Source organism: Pseudomonas kilonensis (assembly GCF_001269885.1).
Lineage (GTDB): Bacteria > Pseudomonadota > Gammaproteobacteria > Pseudomonadales > Pseudomonadaceae > Aquipseudomonas > Aquipseudomonas kilonensis.
Map to the genome: position 1 here is coordinate 597,955 of NZ_LHVH01000024.1, position 23,854 is coordinate 621,808.

General features: G+C 51.7%; 31 protein-coding genes and 1 pseudogene. 15 read left to right on the forward strand and 17 right to left on the reverse strand.

Translation table 11 applies throughout. The annotated features are described in order from the left end of the window. Positions 1 to 48: 48 nt before the first annotated feature. From AD662_RS19020 to AD662_RS29555, 6 genes are all read right to left on the reverse strand, one after another. Positions 49 to 714 (reverse strand): PDZ domain-containing protein, encoded by a 666-nt coding sequence (locus AD662_RS19020; protein ID WP_018610889.1) that lies wholly within the window; start codon positions 712 to 714, stop codon positions 49 to 51. Between the two features lie 368 nt (positions 715 to 1,082). After that, a complete protein-coding gene (locus tag AD662_RS19025) occupies positions 1,083 to 1,427 on the reverse strand; it encodes a hypothetical protein (RefSeq protein ID WP_235862417.1) in 345 nt (114 codons plus the stop codon). Beyond that, positions 1,424 to 1,732 (reverse strand): antibiotic biosynthesis monooxygenase family protein, encoded by a 309-nt coding sequence (locus AD662_RS19030; protein WP_018605234.1) that lies wholly within the window; start codon positions 1,730 to 1,732, stop codon positions 1,424 to 1,426. The genes AD662_RS19025 and AD662_RS19030 overlap by 4 nt, the downstream gene beginning before the upstream one ends. 44 nt (positions 1,733 to 1,776) lie before the next feature. Next, entirely contained in the window at positions 1,777 to 2,490 is a 714-nt protein-coding gene (locus tag AD662_RS19035) for a helix-turn-helix transcriptional regulator (RefSeq protein WP_018605232.1), read from the reverse strand. After that, positions 2,483 to 2,737 carry a hypothetical protein gene (locus tag AD662_RS19040; RefSeq protein WP_018605230.1) on the reverse strand — a complete coding sequence of 85 codons (255 nt, stop codon included), beginning with the start codon at positions 2,735 to 2,737 and terminating at the stop codon, positions 2,483 to 2,485. The genes AD662_RS19035 and AD662_RS19040 overlap by 8 nt, the downstream gene beginning before the upstream one ends. 154 nt (positions 2,738 to 2,891) lie before the next feature. After that, the gene (locus AD662_RS29555; RefSeq protein WP_162843738.1) at positions 2,892 to 3,035 is read right to left on the reverse strand and encodes a hypothetical protein; all 144 of its coding nucleotides are present in this window, start codon (positions 3,033 to 3,035) and stop codon (positions 2,892 to 2,894) included. A 266-nt stretch (positions 3,036 to 3,301) separates the two neighbouring features. Between AD662_RS29555 and AD662_RS19045 the strand changes: the two genes are divergently transcribed. From AD662_RS19045 to AD662_RS29560, 3 genes and pseudogenes are all read left to right on the forward strand, one after another. After that, complete coding sequence (locus AD662_RS19045; RefSeq protein ID WP_033062581.1) at positions 3,302 to 4,078, forward strand: APH(3')-II family aminoglycoside O-phosphotransferase; 777 nt, start codon at positions 3,302 to 3,304, stop codon at positions 4,076 to 4,078. A 173-nt stretch (positions 4,079 to 4,251) separates the two neighbouring features. Further along, the gene (locus tag AD662_RS19050) at positions 4,252 to 4,659 is read left to right on the forward strand and encodes a DUF3224 domain-containing protein (RefSeq protein WP_018605225.1); all 408 of its coding nucleotides are present in this window, start codon (positions 4,252 to 4,254) and stop codon (positions 4,657 to 4,659) included. Between the two features lie 71 nt (positions 4,660 to 4,730). Continuing rightward, positions 4,731 to 4,848 (forward strand): annotated as a pseudogene (locus AD662_RS29560) (transposase domain-containing protein); the annotation flags it as partial. Between the two features lie 3 nt (positions 4,849 to 4,851). Here AD662_RS29560 and AD662_RS19055 read toward each other — a convergent pair. The 3 genes from AD662_RS19055 to AD662_RS19065 all read right to left on the reverse strand — a co-directional run bounded on the left by AD662_RS19055 (position 4,852) and on the right by AD662_RS19065 (position 6,236). Further along, positions 4,852 to 5,250: a hypothetical protein gene (locus AD662_RS19055; RefSeq protein WP_018605223.1), complete on the reverse strand. Its 399-nt coding sequence runs from the start codon at positions 5,248 to 5,250 to the stop codon at positions 4,852 to 4,854. A gap of 158 nt (positions 5,251 to 5,408) precedes the next feature. Further along, positions 5,409 to 5,777 (reverse strand): hypothetical protein, encoded by a 369-nt coding sequence (locus tag AD662_RS19060; protein ID WP_018605221.1) that lies wholly within the window; start codon positions 5,775 to 5,777, stop codon positions 5,409 to 5,411. Positions 5,778 to 5,825: 48 nt separating this feature from the next. Beyond that, the gene (locus tag AD662_RS19065) at positions 5,826 to 6,236 is read right to left on the reverse strand and encodes a hypothetical protein (RefSeq protein WP_053189426.1); all 411 of its coding nucleotides are present in this window, start codon (positions 6,234 to 6,236) and stop codon (positions 5,826 to 5,828) included. Positions 6,237 to 6,417: 181 nt separating this feature from the next. Here AD662_RS19065 and AD662_RS19070 point away from each other — a divergent pair, with 181 nt between their 5' ends. After that, positions 6,418 to 6,861, forward strand: coding sequence for a hypothetical protein (locus AD662_RS19070; RefSeq protein WP_053180632.1), 444 nt, complete (start codon positions 6,418 to 6,420; stop codon positions 6,859 to 6,861). Between the two features lie 31 nt (positions 6,862 to 6,892). On the opposite strand, the gene AD662_RS19075 is transcribed toward AD662_RS19070, so the two are convergent. Further along, positions 6,893 to 7,342, reverse strand: a complete 450-nt coding sequence (locus AD662_RS19075) for a PACE efflux transporter (RefSeq protein WP_053189428.1) — start codon at positions 7,340 to 7,342, stop codon at positions 6,893 to 6,895. Positions 7,343 to 7,446: 104 nt separating this feature from the next. Here AD662_RS19075 and AD662_RS19080 point away from each other — a divergent pair, with 104 nt between their 5' ends. Further along, on the forward strand, positions 7,447 to 8,331 hold the full coding sequence (locus tag AD662_RS19080; RefSeq protein WP_053189430.1) for a LysR substrate-binding domain-containing protein: 885 nt from the start codon (positions 7,447 to 7,449) through the stop codon (positions 8,329 to 8,331). A 113-nt stretch (positions 8,332 to 8,444) separates the two neighbouring features. Here AD662_RS19080 and AD662_RS19085 read toward each other — a convergent pair whose 3' ends face one another. After that, positions 8,445 to 9,599 carry an alpha/beta hydrolase gene (locus AD662_RS19085; RefSeq protein ID WP_235862418.1) on the reverse strand — a complete coding sequence of 385 codons (1,155 nt, stop codon included), beginning with the start codon at positions 9,597 to 9,599 and terminating at the stop codon, positions 8,445 to 8,447. A 284-nt stretch (positions 9,600 to 9,883) separates the two neighbouring features. Here AD662_RS19085 and AD662_RS19090 point away from each other — a divergent pair, with 284 nt between their 5' ends. Genes AD662_RS19090 through AD662_RS28730 form a run of 3 tightly spaced genes read left to right on the forward strand, consistent with a single transcriptional unit; the run spans position 9,884 to position 11,529 of the window. Beyond that, entirely contained in the window at positions 9,884 to 10,738 is an 855-nt protein-coding gene (locus AD662_RS19090) for an AraC family transcriptional regulator (RefSeq protein ID WP_053189434.1), read from the forward strand. Between the two features lie 32 nt (positions 10,739 to 10,770). After that, on the forward strand, positions 10,771 to 10,986 hold the full coding sequence (locus AD662_RS19095) for a DUF6434 domain-containing protein (protein ID WP_053189435.1): 216 nt from the start codon (positions 10,771 to 10,773) through the stop codon (positions 10,984 to 10,986). A gap of 21 nt (positions 10,987 to 11,007) precedes the next feature. After that, complete coding sequence (locus AD662_RS28730) at positions 11,008 to 11,529, forward strand: GNAT family N-acetyltransferase (RefSeq protein WP_074849736.1); 522 nt, start codon at positions 11,008 to 11,010, stop codon at positions 11,527 to 11,529. A gap of 438 nt (positions 11,530 to 11,967) precedes the next feature. Here the strand turns inward: AD662_RS28730 and AD662_RS19100 are convergent, their stop codons facing one another. From AD662_RS19100 to AD662_RS19115, 4 genes are all read right to left on the reverse strand, one after another. Beyond that, the gene (locus AD662_RS19100) at positions 11,968 to 12,471 is read right to left on the reverse strand and encodes a P-loop nucleotide/nucleoside kinase family protein (protein ID WP_053180725.1); all 504 of its coding nucleotides are present in this window, start codon (positions 12,469 to 12,471) and stop codon (positions 11,968 to 11,970) included. Positions 12,472 to 12,771: 300 nt separating this feature from the next. After that, complete coding sequence (locus AD662_RS29830) at positions 12,772 to 12,972, reverse strand: hypothetical protein (protein WP_013693816.1); 201 nt, start codon at positions 12,970 to 12,972, stop codon at positions 12,772 to 12,774. Next, positions 12,929 to 13,543, reverse strand: coding sequence for a hypothetical protein (locus AD662_RS19110; RefSeq protein WP_169788914.1), 615 nt, complete (start codon positions 13,541 to 13,543; stop codon positions 12,929 to 12,931). The genes AD662_RS29830 and AD662_RS19110 overlap by 44 nt, the downstream gene beginning before the upstream one ends. A gap of 113 nt (positions 13,544 to 13,656) precedes the next feature. Further along, on the reverse strand, positions 13,657 to 14,217 hold the full coding sequence (locus AD662_RS19115) for a TetR/AcrR family transcriptional regulator (protein WP_053189436.1): 561 nt from the start codon (positions 14,215 to 14,217) through the stop codon (positions 13,657 to 13,659). 126 nt (positions 14,218 to 14,343) lie between these two features. Here AD662_RS19115 and AD662_RS19120 point away from each other — a divergent pair, with 126 nt between their 5' ends. Genes AD662_RS19120 through AD662_RS19130 form a run of 4 tightly spaced genes read left to right on the forward strand, consistent with a single transcriptional unit; the run spans position 14,344 to position 16,098 of the window. After that, entirely contained in the window at positions 14,344 to 14,988 is a 645-nt protein-coding gene (locus AD662_RS19120) for a DJ-1/PfpI family protein (protein WP_033062796.1), read from the forward strand. Positions 14,989 to 15,011: 23 nt separating this feature from the next. Continuing rightward, on the forward strand, positions 15,012 to 15,536 hold the full coding sequence (locus tag AD662_RS19125; protein WP_053189437.1) for a DUF2867 domain-containing protein: 525 nt from the start codon (positions 15,012 to 15,014) through the stop codon (positions 15,534 to 15,536). A 20-nt stretch (positions 15,537 to 15,556) separates the two neighbouring features. Then, a complete protein-coding gene (locus tag AD662_RS28740; protein ID WP_074849795.1) occupies positions 15,557 to 15,787 on the forward strand; it encodes a type II toxin-antitoxin system RelE/ParE family toxin in 231 nt (76 codons plus the stop codon). Between the two features lie 2 nt (positions 15,788 to 15,789). Continuing rightward, positions 15,790 to 16,098, forward strand: a complete 309-nt coding sequence (locus AD662_RS19130) for an addiction module antidote protein (RefSeq protein ID WP_053180647.1) — start codon at positions 15,790 to 15,792, stop codon at positions 16,096 to 16,098. A gap of 140 nt (positions 16,099 to 16,238) precedes the next feature. On the opposite strand, the gene AD662_RS19135 is transcribed toward AD662_RS19130, so the two are convergent. Continuing rightward, the gene (locus tag AD662_RS19135; protein ID WP_018610855.1) at positions 16,239 to 16,511 is read right to left on the reverse strand and encodes a hypothetical protein; all 273 of its coding nucleotides are present in this window, start codon (positions 16,509 to 16,511) and stop codon (positions 16,239 to 16,241) included. A 2,135-nt stretch (positions 16,512 to 18,646) separates the two neighbouring features. Here AD662_RS19135 and AD662_RS19145 point away from each other — a divergent pair. Both AD662_RS19145 and AD662_RS29355 read left to right on the forward strand, forming a co-directional pair. After that, positions 18,647 to 19,732, forward strand: coding sequence for a type I restriction endonuclease (locus AD662_RS19145; protein ID WP_053189439.1), 1,086 nt, complete (start codon positions 18,647 to 18,649; stop codon positions 19,730 to 19,732). A 143-nt stretch (positions 19,733 to 19,875) separates the two neighbouring features. Continuing rightward, positions 19,876 to 20,847 carry a hypothetical protein gene (locus AD662_RS29355; protein WP_139213158.1) on the forward strand — a complete coding sequence of 324 codons (972 nt, stop codon included), beginning with the start codon at positions 19,876 to 19,878 and terminating at the stop codon, positions 20,845 to 20,847. Between the two features lie 1,193 nt (positions 20,848 to 22,040). Here AD662_RS29355 and AD662_RS19150 read toward each other — a convergent pair. After that, entirely contained in the window at positions 22,041 to 23,003 is a 963-nt protein-coding gene (locus tag AD662_RS19150) for a hypothetical protein (RefSeq protein WP_053189440.1), read from the reverse strand. A 550-nt stretch (positions 23,004 to 23,553) separates the two neighbouring features. Between AD662_RS19150 and AD662_RS19155 the strand changes: the two genes are divergently transcribed. Continuing rightward, positions 23,554 to 23,781 carry a hypothetical protein gene (locus AD662_RS19155; RefSeq protein WP_053189441.1) on the forward strand — a complete coding sequence of 76 codons (228 nt, stop codon included), beginning with the start codon at positions 23,554 to 23,556 and terminating at the stop codon, positions 23,779 to 23,781. Positions 23,782 to 23,854: the final 73 nt, after the last annotated feature.

Consider the following 23,854-nt stretch of genomic DNA (forward strand, 5'->3'; position numbering starts at 1 on the left):
TCTACTCCAAGCCCTGTGAAACGGGCGACATAAGTTACATGTCTTGCATCAGTGCGCCGTACTCCCGTCAGAAACAACGACCCGAACGTCAGTCACGGCCCGGTAGCGCCAGACCTTTATCAAGGCACTGTCACTTGGCGTCATGCGACCGATGATGGCTGTGACCTCGGAAGGACTGTTCACCGCCGCACCGGCGATCTCCAAAATGATATCCCCCGCCAAGAGCCCCATTTTCGCGGTATCGGCACCTGCTTCCGGGCCAAACACCAGCACCCCTTTCTCGGAAGGCAAACCGAAGCTTTTTACAACAGCAGGTGTGACCACGCCGAGATGCGCCCCTAAATGTCCAGCCGCAACGGGCACGGGAGCGGCAATGCTTTTGGCAGGTATCGGGGCAGGCGCGGCCGTCGCAGTGGGAGCAGGACTGGCGGCGATGCTTGGCTGGGTTGCGCTGCTGCGGGAGCAGTCTCGCTGAGCGACCACTTGATGAATCACTTGCCTGATTTTTTCTGTTCGAGGCGTGGGGTACTGGTCATAGCTGTCCCGAGTAATCAACAACGTATTGCAGTCCATCGCCTCATAGGTCGCAGGAGACTCGGTAGCACGATGATATTCGGCATACTTCGCCTTTTCCTCTGCTCCCATGGGCAGAAAGATACAGCCCACAAGCAACGGGGAGACGGCTGCCATTAGCGAAACAAGTCTGAGCGACATAGCCATCCCTGATGGTGGAGTTTTTGAGTTGGGATTAAAAGCTACTGTTTTGCCATGAGTCTGTCCAATCCACCCTCTACTCCTCTCCACAGCCAGGCATCTGGGAAACTGGGCACAGACCACTAGAAACTGAGTAAATGCCTGCGGCCCTCCCCAATCCTGATTCTATCGAGTGCCCTGCCTAAAGCATCCAAGGCATCGACTACTCTCACCATTTTTCAGTTGCTGATCATCACGGTGAACACCAGCCCAAAAAGAAACTGGCGGATGTAGTCGCTGGTCGCAAGACCGCCAAAAGTCTTGGCGAAAAATGAGTGCATAAGAGATCCCTCTAGAATGCTGATTTAAACGAGGCGCCCCAAATGGGTTCAACCGCGAATGCGGCGCTCAATGAAGTCATAATCTTCCTGACAATCGCCGGAAGGGTCTGACGCCAAACTTACGTAACGCACCGTGTCGACATCGGTCAACTTGTACGTGTAGACATCTGGCATACGCACGCCATCGGTTCTCAATTCATTCTTGCCATTGGCAGCGGACCAGGTGCCATGTTCGGTTTGAATCGGCTGAGTCTGCTGGGCATCCCGGAAAAAGGTGATGGTGAAACGACCGTCGGGCTTGAAGTCATTTTTCCAGGAGAGGAACTGGCATTTGCCGTTTTCTGCCCGTAGGCCTTTCCATGAACCCCGCTCTGGCAGTCCGTCGAGGGTCAACTCATCTCTGGAACGAGGTGACTCATGAACGTCAGGTTTTCAATGGCGTACATATACCCAGAGAATCTCGGATCTCCATCGTTGAACGCCTTTGCCGCTTTTTGTGCGTTCTCAAGACTGTCCCACACGGCTAAATCCACGAAGACTCGATCGTCGTCCATAGGGCAGTAGGCACGGTACTCGATCAAACCAGGAAAGGTCTTTAACGTTTCACGAAGCCCTGCACGGAGCCCAGGCATTTGCGCAACGCATTCCTGTTTGACCTTGAAAATGGCAAGTTCGAGTACATGAGACGAGTGCTGCATAGGAATGACCTTCCGCGTGTTAAGGAGTCCCCATTATTAGTGGCTCATACTGACAGCGTAGTGTCAGTAGCGATGATCGCTTTCCACTGACTTGCCTGGTGCTTCATATACGCTTGGAGGTCCAGGGCAGGATTGTCGGGTGGCGGTTGTTGGGCAACAGCGATGGAGGTGATGCGATCGACCCGAAAATCGCGGTAAGCCACCCTGGTGCAACACCAGCTTCCAACTGTCCACTTTCCTCCCCAGTAGAAAAGGCCAAGGGGGCAAATGAGGCGTTGCGAAACCGCACCGTCCAAACGGGTATACGTTATTTTCAGTGTCTGAGTGTTTTCGATGGCATTTCGAAGCGTTGCCAGATGACCACGCGTGGAGGAAGGTGTTGTTCCAAGTGCCCTGATTTTTGCCGTGCTGGGGTCAACCTTGTGATGGACCAGAGACGCTGAGATTTTGCTCAACAACATCCTTGCAGCAGCACTCAGATCGTTATCGGCGGAGGCTGAAAGCATTTCCATACCGAGCATCAACGCATCCAGCTCGAGCCTGTTCAACGTTAAAGGCGGCATCTCGAAGTCGGCATCCAAGGCATATCCCACACCGGCGGTCCCATAGATTGGGATTCCACTGAAGGAAAGGTCATCGATGTATCGATAGATCGAGCGAACGGAAACGCCAATTCGGTTCGCCAGTCGTTCAGCAGAGATTGGCTGATGGACACGAATCAGATTCACCAATTGAAATAAGCGATCAGCTTTACGCACCTGGTGCGCTCAACTGAGAGCTCTTTGCAAACTCAATGGCCGCGTTAATGGCAGCCCGAGCCTGGGGGCTATTCTTCCAACAAGTCGAACCCACTGCAGCCGATGCCTGAGCCAGGATGTCACAAACATTCGCTTTGCCGAGCACCGCGAGCGAATCAATGCCCATCTGCTCAAGGCGAGCGATAACGGCCGGCCCTACGCCTTTTAGGGCCAACAAGGCATTCTGTTCCATCAGTGGAAATGGCATCCGTAAACTCCTGTTATCGGCCAATGAAGCGACAGGAGTTTGCCCCACGGGAGAGTGCATCTCAATAGATGGACTCCATCACCCTGAGCGTGGCCATCAGGAAGGCAGGTTCGGCAGACGTCTACGAAGAAACATCAGCCGAAGCTCAACTGCCTCAACGACCTGAATGTTGTTTTTTTACACTACTTTCAGCCTTCCGCTCAAAATAGGCATGAACAAACCACAGTGCCATGGCAAACCCGGCAAAGCCAAAAATGAAGAGCAATACCTCTATTGCAGCACCTTCATGAGAAAACATTGTGTTCACCTCATCCTTAAGTGGGTTGACCAAAAATCGCCACGCTTGAAACTTCTCGTAACAATCCAAACATTTTCAGGGTAGTCGCCAACAATCTGTGTGGCAACCCTTAGCCCAGCATAAACCCCCGGTCTAGACAAGTCGCCGACCAATGACACCCTGCCCCGGCGGACCCATGTGTGGTTTCATAACGGTCGATCCAGACCCTCCAAGGAGCAGTGGTGAACACCCAGGACGAATCAACCGCAACCCCGTTACACGAAGAGATGATCGCGAAACTGCCGAGCGGCTGGCGGGAGCGCTTCAAACATCACAGCTGGCGCCCAATGACCGTCGGCTGTTCGGATGCCGCGGTCTTTCGCCTGGATGCCCCCGGCGCCCCCGCCCTGTTCGTCAAGACGGAACCTGCCGGAGCGCTAAGCGAACTACGCGACGAAGCGGCAAGGCTGCGTTGGCTGGCCTCTACCGGCACCCCTTGCGCCCATGTCCTTGATGAAGCCCACGAAACAGATCGGGACTGGCTGTTGTTAAGCGCCGTGCCGGGGGTGGACCTGCTGTCGGCCCCCATCGACGAGGCGGCCAAGGTCAACGTCATGGCCGACGCCCTGCGCCAACTCCATCAACTCGACCCGGCCGATTGCCCCTTCGACCATAGCGCCCGCCATCGCATTGCCAAGGCCAGAGCCCGAATGGAAGCCGGGCTTGTCGATCAGGAGGAATTGGACGAAGAACACCAGGGACTCGCCCCCGCCTTACTCTTTGAAAAATTGCTAAACCGTCAACCAGCCGAACAAGATCTCGTCGTGACCCACGGCGACGCGTGCATGCCCAATATCATCGTCGATAACGGTCGTTTTACGGGTTTCATTGATTGCGGTCGGCTGGGCGTCGCGGATCGATATCAGGACCTGGCGCTGGCAACTCGGGACATTGCCGAGGAGTTGGGCGAACAATGGGTCGCGCCGTTTCTGCGGCGATATGCAGTGCTCGAAGCCGATCAGGATCGAATTTATTTTTATCGGCTTCTGGATGAGTTCTTCTAGCACCGGCGCCCGCTGGTGACTGACGATCAGCAACAACCAGGCGCAATGTCACGTTGTTCATGAAGGCCGGGAAGCTGCTACCACAGAACTGGCTCTCTGCCTGACGCTCTCAACGTGAGGGTGCCCTTGCATTAGAATGACCGCTCAACTCATATGGAACAGGACTGATCCGAATGGAAGCGCGAGCGACTTTTTCCACCAAGAACTTCAAACCCACTGACCTGACGCCCACGCCCAACATTGCAACAGGCTTACCCGTGTCGATCAGCTTCATGGAAAAGTCCTATACGGGAGCTATCGATGGTATTTCTTCAACATCCTTTACTGCGGCGTTCGACCAAGCGTCAAGAAGGGGCAGCTACATCGCACTGGAGAGCTTCAAGGGCACGGTGAATGGCGTAGAGGGTTCCTTTAACTTTATTCATTCCGCCTCCACTACCGGAACTGATCGTGCAGACGAGTTTTTCTGCATAGTTGGAGGCAGTGGTACGGATGGTTTGGAAGGAATATCCGGGTCAGGAGGGATCACGATTGACACCGACGGAACGCACCATCTCTGGTTGGCTTACCACCTCGAATAATTTAGCAAGCCTAAAAGGACACCACCCCTGATGCACATCAGGGAGGCGCCTCGCTGGGTGCTTACTGCGGGAGATGGGCAGCGGCCATGAGTTTGATCCAGTCTGCATGGACGACTGAATGGTCACGACCCGTATGTGTACCTGAAGGAGGTTCTCGCGCGCCCGTCGACGCAGCGGACGAGTGAATTACGTTCAAGCTGGACTGGTGATTACAGCGTCTGGAATAAAGCCGCGCCAAGCGATGGGGGACAGCAGGAATACAAAGATAAGGAACGCCACCTGGGACAGGTAGAACGGCTCCAGCCACTGCTGCTTCAATGCGACGTATAAAGTGTTGTGAGCTACGTCGACCAAGATGATCGCAGCCGTAAGCACGATTCCGACTCTTGGCTTGAGAAACAGGAGCAGAGCTGCGAGCGGGTCAAAAAATGTAAGTGCTCCCCAAAAAATACGGCTCGCCAAATAAGCGCCAGGTCCGTATCCGTAGTCCCAGAGCAAACCATGTAAAGCAGCTGCACAGATGTGATTAGCCGTGGCGACAAGAAGGCAACATGCAAACAACACTCTGACGAAGAATGACAACCTTTGCATAGTTTTATCTACAGTCGCGATCCAAGCCCTGTGAAAGGTGTCGAGCCCTTAGGGAAACAGGGCACCGACCGTGATTATGAATTTACCCATAATCATGGTCGGTTCACGTTTGCCCTACCCACACCAGTTTTCAACTGCAAACGCGTTGAGCTATTGACCTATTCAACGACCGAACGGCTGTTGCGCCAGAACAGGTACGCCAACCCCACCGGCGCTACGAAAATCGCGAACGACCAGCACATGGCCATGGTGAAAGCCTTCACCATCAGCATGAACAGTGCATTCACGAAAAAAACATTGTTGCCCATGATGTAGCCGACAACGCTTTCGTAGACGAACCGAGAATACGGATAAAGCAACGTGTTGATGATCGCCAACACGATCAACCCAGGCTTCGCACCGATTCCTGCGGGGCTGTTGGCCGCCAGGGAGATGATCATCACGGTGAACACCAACCCAAAAAGAAACTGGCGGATGTAGTAGCTGGTCGTAAGACCGCCAAAAGTCTTGGCGAAAAATGAGTGCATAAGAGATCCCTCTAGAATGCTGATTTAAACGAGGCGCCCCAAATGGGTTCAACCGCGAATGCGGCGCTCAATAAAGTCATAATCTTCCTGACAATCGCCGGAAGGGTCTGACGCCAAACTTACGTAACGCACCGTGTCGACATCGGTCAACTTGTACGTGTAGACATCTGGCATACGCACGCCATCGGTTCTCAATTCATTCTTGCCATTGGCAGCGGACCAGGTGCCATGTTCGGTTTGAATCGGCTGAGTCTGCTGGGCATCCCGGAAAAAGGTGATGGTGAAACGACCGTCGGGCTTGAAGTCATTTTTCCAGGAAAGGAACTGGCATTTGCCGTTTTCTGCCCGCAGGCCTTTCCATGAACCCACCAAGGATGGGTCGTTGGCCGGCTTGTTGGCGGCGCAGCCACCTAGCGTTATAGCCAGGACGACAAGAGCCAGGGAGAAACTCCGTTTCACGTAGGACTTCCTTATTCAACTGAAATGCAGCGCGTTGCGAATACCCCGCGTCGAGCCGAATTGTAACGACTTTCGGCCAGGAAAGGCTCATCTGGTGAGCTGCCCCTAGCTCAAATGTGAGCAATGGCGTTCTTGGTGTAGCCTTTGTCGGACGATGACTTTTCTACAGCAGGGAGAGCTGATGAAATTCCACCCATTTCGATTAGAAGCTCGAGACTTAAGCTTGGCCCTTTTTGCCGTCAGCCTCATGCTGCCAGCCATCAACACTCGAAATGAAGTATGGGAATTTGAGAGCGTCACCTACGGCTACGAAGCGCTCTGCTTCGGATTTCTAGCACTATTGCATGGCAGTGCCGCTTGGCTGGCCAATCTATTCTTCATCGTGGCATTTTTCTCAGACAAGAGGGCGAGACGACGCCTGATCAGCGCCTTGTGCGCCACACTCCTCGGTCTGTCGTCGTACCTGTATACGAACATGTGGAATGATGGAGACGGACGCGTGACTGTCACGGGCTACAGCTACGGATTCTATGTATGGCTGCTCTCTTTTTTATGGCTGGTGCTATTAGCGACTCGAAAGACAATAAGGGACAGCCAGGCAGGTGCCAACCTGGATTCCCGTTAACGTTCCGCCCGTACATGTTCATGCCAATGACTCAGCGGGTGCTAGAGGCAGCCCCCTGATCGGCCTGCGCCGAAAGCGGAACATCAAACACTCGATCAAACCCCCATTGAAAAACCAGCGCGTAAAAAAAGAAAAACACGAACAACCCCAGGTTGGTCACCAGCGCCAGCCACAGGCTGATGCCCAGCCACGCGCCAATCACCGGAGTCAGGATCAGCGTCAAGCCGCCTTCAAATCCCAGCGAATGGAGCAGTCGTCGCAGCCAGTTACGATGGCGGCTGCGCTGGCGACGTTCCCACCACTCGAACAGGCCATTGAAAAGCATGTTCCAAGCCAGCGCGACAGCGGAAATCACCAGCGACAGCAGGGTTGAATAGCCCATACCCTGGCCGTAGGTCAGCGCCAGCGCCGGTGCCACGAACAGCACACCGCCGGCTTCGTAGAGGATGGCCTGAAGGATTTTACGGGGCGTGCCTTGCATCGGTGGACTCCTTCGCGGGGTTGGAAAACCACAGCCTGGCAAGTTGAGCCACCGCGCACAATTGAGCTAAATTGAGCCACGCTCAACCTGAGTAACCTCCCCCCATGTTCGCCAAACTGCCCCTCACCGCCTTGCGCGGCTTCGAGTCCGCTGCACGGCTGGGCAGCTTCAAGGCAGCGGCCCAGGAACTGAATGTCAGCCCGGCAGCGATCTCCCATCAGGTCAAAAGCCTTGAAGCCTTCCTTGGCGTGCGGCTGTTCGAACGCTCCAGCCAAAGCGTGCGCCTGAGCGCCGACGGCGAGCGCCTTCAGCCTTTCATGCACCGTGCCCTGCTTGATATCCAACAGGGTCTGCAGGTGCTGTCACCGCCTTGTGCTGCACAATCGCTGGTGGTGAGCACGACGCCGGCATTCGCCAGCCTGTGGCTGATACCGCGGCTCGGGGACTTTCATCGGTTATACCCGGATATCGACGTCAGGCTGCATACCAGCAACGACGTGGTCGACCTGCAGCGTGACGCCAGCATCGACCTGGCGATCCGCGCCCTCTTCACGCCTGACCCTCAGCTGTTCGAACAGCCTTTGCTGGACGAGTACTTTGGCGTTTATTGCCACCCCGGCTGGCAACCGCCTGCAGCAGGCTCGCCCGTCGAGCTGATCGACGTGCCGTGGCTGAGCAGCGCAAAAGTGGCGGTCGACTGGCCTGCATGGTGCGCCAAGGCCGAGACCCTGGGCTGGCTGGAGAACGCGCGTTTTCGGCGTTATGACGAGGAACAACATGCCCTGCAGGCGGCGATCGCCGGGCACGGGCTGGTACTCGCCAGCAATGTGCTGGTTGCTGAGGCTGTTGCGCGTGGGGAGCTGGTTGATTATCGCCCTGAGGTTCGCTTGGCGGGTGCGCGGTATACGTTGGTGTGTGTACCGGGGCGGGAGCGGCAGGCGGCGGTGCGGGGGTTTAGTGAGTGGTTGTTGGGGCGGAGTATTGGTTGAATGAGTTCTGCCTACGTCCCGACGAATCGGGACGCTTGCAGCCTAGGGTACGTTGTTAGCTAGTGGTTTAGACTCTGCAAGTTTCTGCCCACGCTTCCCAGCCCCCAAAACCACTACGGCTGGAGAAAAAAATACTTGTAAGGTGGCACAATGATAAAGCCTTTTCTTTTGTCAGCTCTCAAATTACTTCCGATCATATCGTGCATATCCACTAGCACACGCGCCGAACTACCATAGTTTGAATGCCCAAGAAGATCATCAACACCTCCCGCACGAGTTATATCAACAGAGTCAATTCCGGGAAAGAAAAATCCTTCAGGGCCACTAAAGCCAAGCATTCCTCGATCAGCAAGATAGGTGCTAGAGGAAGCTTTGAGCGCCTTATCCTCCGACGACATATAGATTGTCGCACGGCCAAACTTACTAAACGCGGCCTTATATTTTAGAATAAACGTCTCCCTGGGAAAGTCAGGTGCAGCCAGTATGATATTACCCAGTTTCTTATCAAACAGTTTTGGATGAGTAGAATAGAGTCTAGCCAGTGCAGGAATGACTACTTTTGACCCCATGCTATGAGCCAGGACATGAACTCTCTTTCCCTGCGTAGAGGCCACCAGCTTTAACATGAATTTTTCGAAGTCATCAACGGAGTCCAACGCCCTACCAAAATCGCGATTGTACTTTAACGGATCCCCAATAGAAGGCCAGCTGAACACCACCGGTTGCAAATCAGGATTAATATCGTAAGAAACTTGAGCTGCACGCTTCACAGCGTCTTCAAACTTCACATTAAAGCCATGTACGAAAAGCAATACATCACCGCTTTTAAAACCTTTCGCTGGTTTGAACTGCTTAAAGAAGTCAGCCTCAGTCAACGTTAGCGAGCTGTCATTAAGCAAGGTGATAATTGGATCATCCTGCTCATCCACGAGCCCAAACTCCATTAACATCTTAAATGCAGGGCTATGTGAGTCTTTAAAGCTTCCTAGATCCCGTTTAAAAGGAATCAGAACGGTCTCCTGACCATAAGACAGGGGGTCACCGGACACATTCAACTCAGGTAATAGACTGCCATCCGGCGCTTTTCTTCTATTTGTTGCATAGCTGACCTTCACTGGCGCAAAAACTTCAGTCCTGTATTCCGGGGTGGGATAAGGTAGCTGCTCAGAACTGTAAGTTGGAGCCGGATACGAAACTGAAGATGCACACCCGGCAAAAAACACGCTGAATGATAGAAGCCAGATACCACCCAACAAAGAAAACTTCATTATTTTTCCATCCTTTGATTTTATTTAACGCGAGCACCAAAACAGAAAGCAATCCACATTTTTTTCAGTAAAAAGACCGTCTACCTCAAACCTCACAAAACGAATAGCGTCAATTTGCCACTAGCCAAGAAATTTGGCGACTAATATTTTTCAAGACTTGGGTCACGGTGCGGATGGGGTAATCGGCGGTTTCAGAAAGGAGTCTAAAGCAGAAACCGCAAGAACGATCAAATCCTGTCCCCCTCCATTTGATAACGTTGCTTCAGCACTCATGGAGATTCGTCATGCTGAGTATCGAAAGGGCCCTGTGGTATATCGAGCTGGAGCTGGGATCCCAACTCGATCTGGGACGTGTCGCGCGCCATTGCAACATGTCTCCCTTTGCCTTGGCCCGTTTGTTTGCGCTGTCGACGGGCTGGTCGGTGATGCGTTACATCCGCGCACGGCGTTTGAGCCAAGCGGCATTGACCTTGCGTCGAGGTGCGCCGGATATCCTGCAAGTAGCGCTGGATGCTGGCTACGGCTCCCATGAAGCCTTTACACGCGCCTTCTGCGATCTGTTTGGGTTCACGCCGAAGCAGGTGCGTGGGCACGAGGATGAACATCTCTCGCTGGTAGAGCCTTTACGTATGAAAGAAAGGAAGCTCATAACACTCTCTGAACCTCGCTTTGAAACTAGAGCAGAGTTTGTCATCGCGGGCCTGGGGGATCGCTTTACCTTCGATAAGAACGAAGGCATCGTCGGTTTGTGGCAAGCGTTCTCCCCCTACCTGGGACAGGTACCCAATCAGGTCAACAACGGGAGCTATGGCCTGTGCTGTAATCCTGAACCGGATGGTAGTTTTGAGTACATTGCCGGCACCGAGGTGTCCAGCGTCGACGGTCTTGCTCCGGCTTTTCGGTATTTCAGGGTGCCGCAGCAAAACTATGCCGTGTTTCGACACCAAGGCCATATCTCGACGATCCATCAGACGTTCTTCACCATTTTCACTCACTGGTTGCCTGAATCCGAATACGAGCTTGCCGACGCGCCTGAGTTCGAAGAGTACAGTCCTGATTTCGAACCCTCCCGAGGGAAGGGCTACGTGGACGTGTGGATACCGCTTGCAAGACGCCAAGCCTCCCATGCCATGAATTGATAAATCAGACCACCCAGCATGGAGCCCGCCCCATGAGTTTTAATTGGCACAGCGAGCCGCTCACAAGAGATACGAGCGTTTGCAAACATTACCGAAACACACAGAATGTCCGCAGATTCATGCTGGAGCACTGCGGCGCGAAGTTTAAATTTGACCGAGGCTTTATGGCCTGGATAGGTAATGGCGTACCTAAAACGCTCGGAGAAGTCGTCGATGAGTGGCTGCAGCGCAATCGCGATGGCCATTGAACAAATAATCTGGTGAGAAATGTGATTAATATTCGTGAAGCAACTACAGCCGACCTAGATGTTCTACGTGAAATCGGCTGTGAGACCTACCAAGAGCACTTTTCGGACATCTGGTCCCTCTCTGGCATGCAGGTCTTCCTTAATCAAGACTTTTCTCCTACCTCGCTCGGCAAATCACTCGAATCCTCCGCTTGCCATTTGTGGCTTATAGCCTCTGACGAAAGCGGTAGGGTCGTAGGATTTTCCAAAGTTAACTGGTCAACGCCTGCGCCTTTAACTGGCGAATTGGGCGCGGAGCTTCAAAAAATCTACTTTCTTAAGTCCGAAGCAGGACGAGGATATGGGAAACAACTCCTGCACTTCATTTGCCGCCGAGCGATAGAGCGCGGAGAACGCTTGCTGTGGCTTGACGTACTCAAGACCAACTCAAATGCGCGGCGATTCTATGAAGGTTTCGGTTTCCAAGAAATCGGTGAAATCCCTTTCAAAACTGACCGGGTTGAAATTGGAATGGTAGTAATGGCATGCGAACTTTCCCGATAGGCATATTCGATGACCGCCCTGTCGGTTGGTTGTCATAACGACAACGCGGAAAAAGCCAGATGGCTTACCGGACACGTACGGTGATCCGGCCTTGAGCTCGCGATCCTCGACCGGCGGAGCACAAAGCTCAGCGGATCGTGCTGAAGGACGAATCGAAAAGCTGGGGACCCCGATTCCAGGCTCAGCTGTAATCGACCCGTCTCATAAACGTGATCTGCCTCCGTTTTTTTGAATCTGTGGCCGTCCCGAGCATAACCGCCCCCCGTGACGCCTTCAGCGCGGAAGAACAGAGGAAATCGCCCCGCCCTTTCCTTCCGCTTCCCCCGGCTGACAGCAATTCCAAAAATTCCGCCGCCTGCGCCCGCAGTCGTCTTCCAATCACATCCATGACATCACCACCATCGCGTAACGATGTCGTCAGCAATTTACAAAAATCAGTCAGCACACACCGTGTCGATTGATGATCATCGCGACCGCTTGCACCGGAGAGATCAGAGCTGTGTCTATGCAAAACGTAGCTTCATCCCACGGCTCATATTCGTGATCCAGTACCGACTGCCAGGTGGGTGGCGTCAGCCCGGGAATATCAACCATCCTTGTTTCGACCCGGCGCCGATGTTCATCTTTATCGGAGCAAATCACGTGGATGTTTGCCAATCGAATACCAGCCTGTGAGGCGATTTCGCTCCACGCGATTCGGCTTTCGAGAACGGGATTGACACAATCAACGATGACTGTGCGGCCCAAACGAAGATTACTCCGCGCAAGCTCATTGGCGACCATGTAACCACTGCGCCCTACGTCTCGCGCAAGAGCGCCCGAGTTTCGAATCGCCTGCTCAATCGTATCGATCCGCAGGTACACGGCGCCTGTTGTAGCGGCGAGATCATTGGCGATAGTCGTTTTTCCGGTGCCGGGAAGGCCGCTGAAGACGATGAGCATTCCATGTCCTTCGATGAGTGAGCTATCCAGTGTAGGCAGCCGCCGGTTATGCGGTAGCGATTGCTCGATCTCACTCGCTCGCCGCGTCGACAGCTGGATCAACATTTCTTTAATGAAACCAGGGACAGACACGATATTAAAACTCGTACTGAACGCAATCTTTCACATCCCTTTCACAGCCGAGCGCCTATGGTCATCTCAGCTCCTAGTGAAACCCTTTTAGCCCGGCCTCCCCAGTCGGGCTTTTCTTTGCGCGCCAAAGGTTCGCCGACTCCGTTTTCCTCACTTTTCCTTCAAACCTCAATGAAGAACCCTGCGACTTTCCCCAATCCTGATCCTGTCGAGCGCCCTGTTTAAAGCATCCAAGGCGTCGAGCAGGGCTTTCGCCTCAGCTTCTCGACCGTCGCCCCAGAGGCGTTCTGCCATCTTGTTCAGTGCCTGGATAGAGCGCTCAATGTCAGCAGCAGTCGCTGCTTTGCTTTCCTGAAGTTTCTTTGGCATTGATTGCCGCTCTTTGCTGAGACTGGGGACAGATTATGATTTTGAACTCACTGGAGGACACAGGGACAGACGTCAATTTGAGCTCATGATCACTTTCCAACCCACTGCAACGCCACCCTAGTGAGGCTCGCTCCCTGCGGGCTCGGCTCGTGAGGAAGGCACGGAAACGGCGGAAAAGATTTAAATTGGACCAAGCCATATCCAAGCGTGCCTGCACCATCTCATTTTTCGCCTGGACGATCTGCCCTGCCAAACTTAGCGCCCTCTTTTTGAACTCCCTGTGAAGCGCCTGCTCCTCGGTCTCGTTTCCCAGTGGCTTAACCGTCATCTCGGAAAATGTGAAAAGAACTTTGTCGCTGAGCACATAAAACGTGCCGCGACATTTTTGTATACCGCCCTGAAAAATAAAATCGACCGAACTGAACGCATGTTCGTCCATGTTTATGTAATACAGCGGCTCACCCAGGAGGTTTCGAACTATTCCGTCCTGGTGAATCCGGCCCAAGGGCGCCCCATCGCTGCCCCGGCCTTTGAAGACCAAGTACCGGCCGTTCGTGTAGTTGTACGGCATTAACGGTCCTCATCCCGAATAGACATCGGAACACATGGTTTGGCCATTCGCGGCCCCCACCCATGACCCGTCCACAACGCTATCAGGTCAGGACTCCCCATGCTCATTTCTTCTCATGACCTAGACCGCCAAGGTGGAAGAGCCCCTTCGAAAAGCGAAAAGGCTCGATGCATGAAACGGTTGAAGCGAGCGGCATCACGCCGCAGCCCTGCCTGTTGCCCCCCAATCAGGCACAGGTGGGCCACCTGCCCCATCACTTCTGCTTCGCCTGGCCTATGGGCCAAGCGGCGGCACGTCCGTACCGCGAAGTCCAACCGTCGTGTGTCAACACGCTGCTGAAACTCGCCTACCAACGGATCGTGCAGCGACCAGGCTCGGATGGAAACTTCCCGTCCGGGTTGTTTCTCAGCGGCAATACTCAAGTAGCGTTTCAAGATTTCGCCCGCGCTACGACCCTGCGCCGCAAAAGCGAGCATGCGCTCCGTGTAGTCTTCTTCCCAAGCGGCCAACAAGGTGCGGACAAAATCTTCGCGATTGCGGAAATGGTGATAGAACGATCCGCGGGTCACATTCAATCGGCGCGATAGACTCTCGGCTGACACGCCAATATGCCCTGTCTGGTCGAGGGCCTCAAAACCAGCCGCGATCCAATGGTGACGCGTTAGTTTTTCCATCCGTTATTTCGCTCCCTATTTTGCGCCATACAGACTGTGTATGGCGCGCAACCGATCGATACGCTGCGAACACCAGCAAAGATGGCCGTTGCGTTTTGCACGCCAGCACTTTTCATGGAGCTCGCCTTGAAGAAAATCGTTCTGGTTGCTTTCGACCAATTCACCGATATCGACCTATTCCTGATGTGGGACATCTTAGGCCGCAACACGGAGGACTGGCACGTCCGAATATTGGGTTCCAGCCCTGTCGTACGATCGGCCCACGGCCTGCCTGTTTCGGTGCACGGTCCGCTTTCCGAGGCCAATAGTGCCGACGCGGTATTGTTCGTCAGCGGCAAGGAAGGAGTACCCGCTGCACTGGCCGCCCCGGATTTCCTGCCGTCGTTTGAACTTGACCCCAGACGCCAGCGAATCGGCTCCCTATGCGCCGGCGCTTTCATCCTTCAACGGCTTGGGCTGCTCAGCGGCCGAGCAACGACACACCCCGATGCACGATCGGGCTTGCAAGCGCTGGGACTTGAGCCCGTGGACCAGCCTCTCGTATGCCAGGGCAACGTTGCAACTGCTGGCGGATGCCTTTCGGCGCTCTATCTGGTGGGATGGTTGGTTGAATCCTGGTTCGATGCCGACAAGCGCCGTGCGACGTTGCTCCCTGTTCTGCCCGCCGGGCAACAAGCGTTCTATGATGTCTTGATCGGGCTCAGTATCCGACAAGGAGACATTGGCGCCGCCCAACAAGAAACGCGACATGGCAGGTCGTCTAATTGGTAGTTAGAACTCAGGAGAGATCCCCGATGCCCCGAGAATTTGAGCTTATTAAGTCCGTGCCGGTCCCCTCGAGGTCCGGCGTCACCCACCTTTACAAGTCGACGAACCTGGCGGACGCTTTTGCGATTCAGCTCCCTGCGGGCACATCCAGCGACCCAGACTTGCTTGCGCGATTCATCCTTTCCCACCAGCCATCCTGGATCGGATGGCTCATGAAAGTCCGAGACACTGTCGTTGCCTGTTTTGGTCTCAAGACAGCCAGACATCTGGCGACACTTGCTCATCGGATTCAAATCTTCAAGGTCTACAGCACGAACCAGACTGAAATCGTGTTGGGAGAGGACGACAAGCACCTCGACTTCCGGATATCGATCCTGTGTTCTGAAGAGGCAGAGCCAGAAGGCAGTCGCCAACTGGTTTTTTCAACCGTGGTCCAGTGCCACAACCGACTGGGCCGGACCTACATCTTCGTTATTGCCCCGTTTCATCGTTTGGTTGTTAAGGCGAGCCTGCGCCGTGCAGCGCGCATTGGTTGGCCTTTGGCTGCCTGAGCCGCGACGCCACAAAACCCGTGGCGAGGGAGCTTGCTCCCGCTGGGTGGCGAAGCCGCCCCAAAAAGGGCCTGGGTGATGTGAAACCTGTCGGTGATGGTATTTCAGAGTTGCGTGTGGATGTAGGCGCTGGGTACCGGGTCTATTTCACCCTGCGCGGTGGAGTGGTCATCGTGCTACTGGCTGGTGGTGACAAGTCTTCACAGAATGCTGATATCCGGCGAGCGAAGAAATTGGCAAAGGAGATTTGAACATGAGCCAACACCTGACAACATTTGACATGGCGGCACTGCTCGATAGCGACGAAGCCATCAGCGAATACCTTTCTCAAGTGCTGGCTGATGGTGATAGCGAGGAGTTTCTCCGGGCGATCGGCTATGTAGCCAAGGCCCGAGGCATGGCGCAGATCGCTAAGGACTCTGGCATGGGGCGAGAAAGCTTGTACAAGGCGTTCGCACCCGGATCAAAGCCGAGATTCGATACCGTACTCAAGGTTATTCATGCGCTAGGCATTGATCTTCATGCGCAGCCTGGGCATGCGGCTGATCATTCACCAGCCTGAGTGTGGGTTCCTTTCCACGGTCTTTGACTTGGCCTCTTCTTTACCCATGCCCTGCAGTCAATCGGGACACACATGCCCTACCCTCTTGAATTTTCTCCCAAGCTTTATGAAACGGGCGACTGATTAGTCGCCCGTTTTCATTATTCCGCCACCTGTGCCCGCAATCGTCGCCCGATCACATCCATGACATCACAGCCATCGCGTAACGATGTGGTCAGCAATTTACAAAAATCAGTCAGCACTACCGTGTCTGAGCTGATGTCCGAGCGAAACGCGATATTTTCCAAGACTTGGGTCACCGTGCGGATGCGGTAATCGGCGGTTTCGAACAGGACGTCTAGAGGGGCCTCAGTGTCGATGAGCAGGGTTGCGGGGATGCAGTCGATGCCGGTGATGGGCATGTATCGGGTCATGAGTAGTACCTTCATTCAATTGATAAGGACTACCACTCAAACGTCGCCAAACGAATGGGGTGGCAGCTGTGCTCGGGTTGGCGAACCGGGAATGAAAGCGAACCGGCAGACTCGAAAGTCTCCCGCACACAGCTGCCATAAAGCAGTCTGCAACTGCAAAAAAGCCCCGCAGTGTAGCAGGAGCTTCTGCGCTTCATTCAATCGAGTCGCCAAACCCGAATCGCCATCTGGGCGACAGAGAGACAATAAGTTGCCTTTCCAGATGCTGCAATGCGCTGGTTTCCGAGGTTTGTGTAGGAATTTGCGTCAATGCCTCTCGCGGAAACTGAGAGCAGCCACGATATTGAGTTCACTTACGATCGGCCAGCTTCGTAACCATGGTCTGCCCCGTTTTCTGACCATCCCTAGAGCGCACGAGCGATCATCTTACGCAACTGGTACATGGGACGGTCTCGCCGAAAGCTGAAGCAACTGCTTAGCTCGTGTTCATTTTTGATCTTCGTAAAAACTGGCCTGCCCCTGAGAAAACTGCCTGCATGGGTGAGTGAGAAGGCAGTCCTATCGAACGATCTCTAGGGCATGCTCGAGGACGCATTGGATCACCTTCATGAAACGCACGAATCCTCGAACACCGTCAGATAGAAATAGTCGGGAAACCGACAGTCCAATACGTTGACCATGGGGGCTCAACCACCCGACAGAGAAAACTTTATGAGAAAGTTTGCAGAAGCAATCCTCGCTATTGCCCAAGTGGCAAACCGCAGGTCCAGAAATCGCTTCTTCCGTGAGTGCGACATATGGAGCAACCGTCTATTTCAGCTCGACTTGATCAATCTTAATCAAAGGCAAGAACTGCGACGACAAATTGCGGAGGCATATCTAGCCACTTTGATGTGATCCCTCAGCTCATTGCAGGGCATTTACAGGGCGCCGAATTGACGTTCTGAGGTGGATTTTGCAAAAGCTTTGCAAATCGCAGACAACAAAAAGGGCCTACCTTTCGGTGAGCCCTTCTAGACCGCCTAGCAGAGCGGATTTTATTTGGTAGGCGCGATTGGACGCGAACCAACGCGCCCACCATGTCAGGAGGACCACTAGAGTTACATCAGCGACTGGCTGGATTACCCAGCTCCGCAGGAGTTTCCTCCGTGGCTTAAAAGGGGTTCAGAGGGGATGAGAAGCTCGCATCCCCCCTCAAAACACTAGATTGGTGAAAAGTGAGACGGATTTTCTCAACAGTCTCGCTCGCCAGCCAACTGCGAGTTCGGATGCACCAAAACAATATCGTAGTGGCTATTACCTTGGACGCTATAATCCCTAATATCGCCATTACCATATGAAATGGTTACAGTTTTGCATCCTGCACATGAATTATATAGCCGTGCCGAACCAAATGGTGCACCAAGGATGTACCTACAGCAAGTTAGCCTACCGGCACCTCCGCCATCCGGCTGGGGCAGCTCGATATCCGAAGATAGCCCTGTAGATAGCCCGTCTTCAGATATAGTCTGATAGGTATTCCCAGAGCCAGAATCAACGCAAAGCCTACCTGACTCGACCCACCTCCCTCCTTTAAATATTTTTTCTTTTCCCTGCTCACATAAAAGGTCGCCATCAACTGGTTTATCTTCCTTATTTATAATTTCTGACATTAGAATTCGCCCGTCATGATGTATGGTCGATTGACCGAACCTCAGCGTAGCCCAGATTCGTGCTTTTGATAGATAGCACAGGCCAGCGCCCTTACTGGGTATGAGGGAGTGGCAGTAGGCCAGAGCCCGTGGGGCAGGACAGTCTGATTGCCGAGCTATACCAGTGCCTGAAGGTATTTGAAGGTGATGGTCTTTCTGATTCAGAACCGGGCGGAATCTATCTGAGCAGAATTGGACGGAAACCGGGGACAGAGCACGATTTGAGTTCACTTGTAATCGGACCGTACCACAATCGTGGTCTGTCCCCGTTTTCCTTGGCGCCGGAGCGCTCAGCGCTACCTTGGCTCCCTCCTGGCCGTCTCTGTCGCTCTTAAACTGTTTGGGCATCCAGCTTGGATAAAAATCCAGTATCGAGCGAACCTAACAAGTAGTAGCGTTAAGCCTCTATTGGCCCATTCGGGAAAATGGCTACGGAGCTGAGAAATGGAATTTATAGAACGCTTGAGCGCAATGTCGGCGAAGGTAAATCAGCTAGCCTCAACAATCCAAACTGAGGAAGCAACTAAGACCGCTTTTGTAATGCCATTCATTCACACAGTGCTTGGCTATGACGTTTTCGATCCATCTGAAGTCGTGCCCGAATATATATGTGACATTGGTACAAAAAAAGGTGAGAAAATTGATTACGCGATCCTAAAAAATGGCCAAATTCAGATTCTTATTGAGACTAAAAAAGTTGGCGAATCGTTGAACATAAATCACGCGAGCCAGTTGTTCAGATACTTCCATGTCACTACCGCCAGAATATCAATCTTAACGAACGGCAGATTCTACAGATTCTTCACCGATTTAGACGCGCCCAACAAAATGGATGAAAAACCATTTTTGGAGATAGACCTTTTAGATATCGACGAACACGTGATACCAGAGCTGCAAAAGCTCACCAAATCAGCATTTGACGTTGAATCAATCATTAACGCAGCAGGTGAATTAAAGTACGTAGGGCAGATAAAAAGGGAAATGGCCTCCCAGCTCAGCCAGCCCGACGACGATTTTGTGCGTTTCTTTGCTTCTCGAATCTATGAAGGTGTGATCACTCAAAAAGTAAGAGAGCAGTTCGCGCTTCTTACCAAAAAAGCCGCATCTCAGTTCCTAAACGATCAAATCAACGATCGTTTGAAGTCCGCAATCAGAGGCGTTCCGCTACCGACTCCAGCTGAGCGGGTTGTATCCGAGAGTCAGCCCGAAACAAATGATACGCCTGAGGATAGAGTCCTTACTACGATGGAGGAGCTGGAGGGTTTCCATATCATAAAGGCGATAGTGCGCACAGTAATCGACTCGAAACGAATCGCGCACAGAGACACTCAGAGCTACTTTGGGATTTTATTGGACGATAATAATCGAAAGCCTATTGCAAGGCTCCACTTTAATAGAACCCAAAAATATCTAGGCATTTTTGATAAAGAAAAAAACGAAACTCGATACCCTATCAATTCGCTCGATGAGATTTATGAATTCTCAGACTCTCTCAAAGAGACAATCACCTTCTATCAAGGACAGGCTTGAAATAATGGACTCCAGTCTTTTGCCTAAAAAACCAAAGACTGGAAAATATACGAGAAACTTGGGGGCAGGCCTAGACATTCTATTTGCTACCCCATCTTCACATTGTGATCCGTACCCGTTTTATCCCGAATGGAGCAACAGACTTGATTGAAGATTTCACTACAACTATCAAAGCACAGCTTTACGAGCGAGTAAGCAGCCCACTTTTGAGCTCTTTCATTATCTCCTGGTGCGGCTGGAACTACAAATTCCTACTTATACTTATATCAAACCTACAGACCCACGAAAAAATAATCTACATCGATTTAAATATATTTCCAAACACTCAAAGCATAGTAATCCATGGCATTGCACTCCCACTAATAACGAGCCTCCTCTTGATATTTGTATACCCCATACCAGCAGAGTCCATTTATAGACATGTGAAAACGACACAGCGCCGCCTAAAAGAAATCCAACAATCTATCGATGATGAAAGTCCTATTTCAAAAGAGCAAGCTCGTAAAATTCGAAGAGAGTCTCTTGAAAATCAACTAAAATACGAATCTGAGATTGATTCAAAAACCCTAGAAAACACAAGACTGAAAGAAATAATTTCAGAGCTACAACCAAAAAACAACAACCCCACCACAACAAAAACACTGACCGACAATCCAAGCAATGACTTCGACGACAACCCAACCAACATTGATTCAAAAATCTCCGTAGCCGAAATAATAGCAGACGTAGCAAGCAATAACACAAACCCCGAACAACGCGTAAAAAAAGAAACCCGTATCAAAATAGAAACACCCAATAAACAATCTAACGACACCCTTAACACCCTCCAAAATATTGATACAACCCCTCTTGACAATTTCATCAAAGAAAGCATTCTTGAGTACATTGCAGAATTCTTTCCACTCCTCAACTCAGCGTTTAACGTAACAGCAAAAAATGGCAAATTAAACATAGATATCTCGAACAATACAGATACGACGGCAACCTATATTACTGCCAGCTACACTTTCGAAACAGCAATAGAGGTTCTTGAATCATGCAAATCGGCTCTTGCTGCGGATCGAGCACGAGATAAACAAGTCAAAAAAATCGGGGATAATCCACGGAAAAACTAGGGACAGACCACAACCTGAGTTCATCTGTAATTAGCCCACCCCGTAATCGTGGTCTGTCCCCGCTTTCCCACTAGGAGTCGAAAAGCTTAGCTTCCGGCTGATCATTTTGCGGTTTTCAAGGCGATCACCAAAAGCTCTCGCATCGATAAAATCGCCCTTTATAACAAGCTCCGTGTGTCGATCCATAACCCACGAGTTAAAGATAAGCGTCTCTGCTCGGCTAAGCGCTTCCGTGATGAGGTGAGAGGTGAGAGGTGAGAGGTGAGAGGTGAGAGGTGAGAGGTGAGAGGTGAGAGGTGGAGGGTGTCTTGCTAGCAACCCTGAGTCGCGAGGCATTCTGCAAGGGTCTCCAATAAGCGCCCTCCTATCCAACATTTACATGCTGGAGTTCGACCTCGCCTTACTTTAAAAATTATCCTTGACAGAGGCAATTTTCTATCGCCACTGCGACGACGTACTCATCATATGTGATTTGGAAAAGGAAGATGAGATCTATGAGTTTGTGTATGATGAGATTAGAAGGCTGGGACTAAATCTACAGGAGAAAAAAAACCGAAATTCGGCAATTCAAAATTGACGCCGATGGTAAACCTCAAGCTGATAAGCCGGTTCACTACCTGGGCTTTTCGTTTGATGGACAACGGGGTACATATTCGCTCAACCTCTATAACTAGATATTATAAAAACTTCGCAAGCGTATCTGGGCAAGTAAGAAAGCAATGGATCGTTGCAATAAACTCCGAGCCGAAAGGGGGGAGATTCCCCGAGAGCTATTCCTGCGTACTATCTATCGGGGTTATAGCTACCTTGGGCGCAGGAACTTCATTTCCTACGGATTCAGGGCTGCGAACATTATGGATTCCCAGTCAATAAGGAAACAGTTGCGCTCCCATTGGAAAAAACTCAACAAGTTGTTGGCTGATGCTAGATCCAGTAGCCGATAAAGAGTTTGACTAGGACACGAAGGTGTATCTCATTAAATGAGCCCGAGCGGTCGGACCGGACCGACGAACGGGAACAGATTTATTTTTACAAATCAGTTGCTAATCGCCACCAGAATCCTACGCCTTCTTCCATAAGAGTTTTCAGAGCAGCATAAACTAATCTGTTCCCACTTATCACACAGAGGTTAGGTAAGATCCATTCCCCCAAAGAACCGCAACAATGGACCTCTCAACGCTCATGAGCAATCATCAATAATTCTCGTCCTGAAATAGTAGCCCAAAAGTCGGGGAGCCGACGATAGTCGCCGAAACCAGATTATCGCCCTTAAAGGCCCCAAGCATATAAAGAGATACGGCCCTGCTATTACGGAAGGCATCCTGTATATCGTCAAAAACTCTGTCAGCCTCCTGGGTCTTATACAAATCAACCTTGATAAAACCATATGCATCATGCTGAAAAAGAATCTTCCACTTGGTATCGGTGGTTTGAAGTTTTTTGACGAGAAACAAGTCATCAATACGTCGCTTTTCCGTCGAAGAGCGTTTTCTTTTGGTAAGACTCTCAATTTCCGCACCGTCAAGCGTTATACCTCCGATACGCATGAAATTAGCGTCATGCGCGCCCTTGACGACTGTGAGCATCGCTTTATTTAAGTCAGAGTTCACCTGACTCAGCTTAACGTTCTGCTCAACTATATCTTTCGCGAAATCGTATTTTAGTTTTTCGGATGCAAGCTCCGCATTGCACTTCAATTTTGACAGCCCTAACTTTGTTAGCCCTATGATCAAGGCAACACCGAGCACAGCTATAACCAACTCAGTTCCCGACATAGTTAACATTGCCTGCTCCGCTATTGTCCAAAGTTGATCGGGAATTAAACTAGATATATCAGAACTACCCTCCGACACCTCAAAAACAACCTCGAGATTTTGACGCTCACTTTCCGAGATAGACTTAGCTGTTGGGTGATCTCCCAAGAGAGCAAAAGCGCGATTAAGCACTCCTTGATACTCAATGAGACCTTTCATCACTCCGGTAGGAAGGGTGCTGTTGTAGCGACCACCCTTAATATTTATATCAAGGCGAGGCCAGTTATTAAATTCGAAGGAGACGTCCCTCCCAGCAAATTCGCCATTACTTGCGAGCTTCAAGTAGTGAAATGCATCTTCTTCCGAGCCAATTACCAGTACCACTTGGTCTTTATCTTCCATGTTCGCTCGAAATTTATCTAATAGTGATGGGCATTCTATCAGCCCAAAAAGCTTGAAATCGCCTGCATCGCGATCGCGCGCAAATCGATATAAGGTTAATTTACGATCAATTGGCCATCATGGTCAAGCACCTACAAAGACTTCTTCTCGGCCGAAAATAGGCCGCATGAGCTCCCCAGCAGCTCAAGCGGCTTACACTTCTTGCCGCACCCCATTGCGTCGAGTGTATTCTGGCGCACCAGACGGATCCCGATGCAGTAGAGCTCAGTCGACACTACAATAATTTCGGCGAACCCTTGCCTGCCTGAATTCTTTCAGTTTCGGAATGATCCGGCGGCTGGTAGGTAACGGTCAGTCAGACGAGTAGAGATCAGACTATGCACGTGGGTTGCTATTTCAAGGAAAGGCGGGAAAGCAGAAAGGCAAAAGGTCCAGGCCATCCCGAGGGTTACCCCTGCTAAGGTAAATCGGAGTGCTCCCCTGCCCTCCGCGGGTTTCAAACTACATTGATCAGTCGTGTCACCGACCAGACTCTACCAAGGAGTGAGTTATGCCAGATGTACGTAATTTTGAAATTAGCTACACCAAAGACGGTGAAAGAAAGACCTTCGTAGAACAAGCCGATCACTTCTATGAAGACGATGAATGGCTATTAGTTGCGCAGAGATTCAACATTCCACTAAAGGATCAGCCTTTGGGCGACAGAACTCCGCAGACTTTTAAGACATTGTGCATTGGCTCGGGTTACACCGATGTGAGCTACATCGAGATTCCATAACGGTGTCTAGTCCCGGCTTTCTCACTCGAAGTACCTTGGAGAGGCTTTAGCACGCGTTGCGAGCAGAGGTACA

Bases quoted from the DNA above. Each gene is read 5' to 3' on its own strand.
- AD662_RS19020 (WP_018610889.1), bottom strand. From the start codon at position 714: ATGTCGCTCAGACTTGTTTCGCTAATGGCAGCCGTCTCCCCGTTGCTT.
- AD662_RS19030 (WP_018605234.1), bottom strand. From the start codon at position 1,732: ATGCAGCACTCGTCTCATGTACTCGAACTTGCCATTTTCAAGGTCAAA.
- AD662_RS19040 (WP_018605230.1), bottom strand. From the start codon at position 2,737: ATGCCATTTCCACTGATGGAACAGAATGCCTTGTTGGCCCTAAAAGGC.
- AD662_RS29555 (WP_162843738.1), bottom strand. From the start codon at position 3,035: ATGTTTTCTCATGAAGGTGCTGCAATAGAGGTATTGCTCTTCATTTTT.
- AD662_RS19045 (WP_033062581.1), top strand. From the start codon at position 3,302: ATGATCGCGAAACTGCCGAGCGGCTGGCGGGAGCGCTTCAAACATCAC.
- AD662_RS19050 (WP_018605225.1), top strand. From the start codon at position 4,252: ATGGAAGCGCGAGCGACTTTTTCCACCAAGAACTTCAAACCCACTGAC.
- AD662_RS19055 (WP_018605223.1), bottom strand. From the start codon at position 5,250: ATGCAAAGGTTGTCATTCTTCGTCAGAGTGTTGTTTGCATGTTGCCTT.
- AD662_RS19060 (WP_018605221.1), bottom strand. From the start codon at position 5,777: ATGCACTCATTTTTCGCCAAGACTTTTGGCGGTCTTACGACCAGCTAC.
- AD662_RS19070 (WP_053180632.1), top strand. From the start codon at position 6,418: ATGAAATTCCACCCATTTCGATTAGAAGCTCGAGACTTAAGCTTGGCC.
- AD662_RS19075 (WP_053189428.1), bottom strand. From the start codon at position 7,342: ATGCAAGGCACGCCCCGTAAAATCCTTCAGGCCATCCTCTACGAAGCC.
- AD662_RS19080 (WP_053189430.1), top strand. From the start codon at position 7,447: ATGTTCGCCAAACTGCCCCTCACCGCCTTGCGCGGCTTCGAGTCCGCT.
- AD662_RS19085 (WP_235862418.1), bottom strand. From the start codon at position 9,599: ATGAAGTTTTCTTTGTTGGGTGGTATCTGGCTTCTATCATTCAGCGTG.
- AD662_RS19090 (WP_053189434.1), top strand. From the start codon at position 9,884: ATGCTGAGTATCGAAAGGGCCCTGTGGTATATCGAGCTGGAGCTGGGA.
- AD662_RS19095 (WP_053189435.1), top strand. From the start codon at position 10,771: ATGAGTTTTAATTGGCACAGCGAGCCGCTCACAAGAGATACGAGCGTT.
- AD662_RS19100 (WP_053180725.1), bottom strand. From the start codon at position 12,471: ATGCTCATCGTCTTCAGCGGCCTTCCCGGCACCGGAAAAACGACTATC.
- AD662_RS29830 (WP_013693816.1), bottom strand. From the start codon at position 12,972: ATGCCAAAGAAACTTCAGGAAAGCAAAGCAGCGACTGCTGCTGACATT.
- AD662_RS19110 (WP_169788914.1), bottom strand. From the start codon at position 13,543: ATGCCGTACAACTACACGAACGGCCGGTACTTGGTCTTCAAAGGCCGG.
- AD662_RS19115 (WP_053189436.1), bottom strand. From the start codon at position 14,217: ATGGAAAAACTAACGCGTCACCATTGGATCGCGGCTGGTTTTGAGGCC.
- AD662_RS19125 (WP_053189437.1), top strand. From the start codon at position 15,012: ATGCCCCGAGAATTTGAGCTTATTAAGTCCGTGCCGGTCCCCTCGAGG.
- AD662_RS19130 (WP_053180647.1), top strand. From the start codon at position 15,790: ATGAGCCAACACCTGACAACATTTGACATGGCGGCACTGCTCGATAGC.
- AD662_RS19135 (WP_018610855.1), bottom strand. From the start codon at position 16,511: ATGACCCGATACATGCCCATCACCGGCATCGACTGCATCCCCGCAACC.
- AD662_RS19145 (WP_053189439.1), top strand. From the start codon at position 18,647: ATGGAATTTATAGAACGCTTGAGCGCAATGTCGGCGAAGGTAAATCAG.
- AD662_RS19150 (WP_053189440.1), bottom strand. From the start codon at position 23,003: ATGGAAGATAAAGACCAAGTGGTACTGGTAATTGGCTCGGAAGAAGAT.
- AD662_RS19155 (WP_053189441.1), top strand. From the start codon at position 23,554: ATGCCAGATGTACGTAATTTTGAAATTAGCTACACCAAAGACGGTGAA.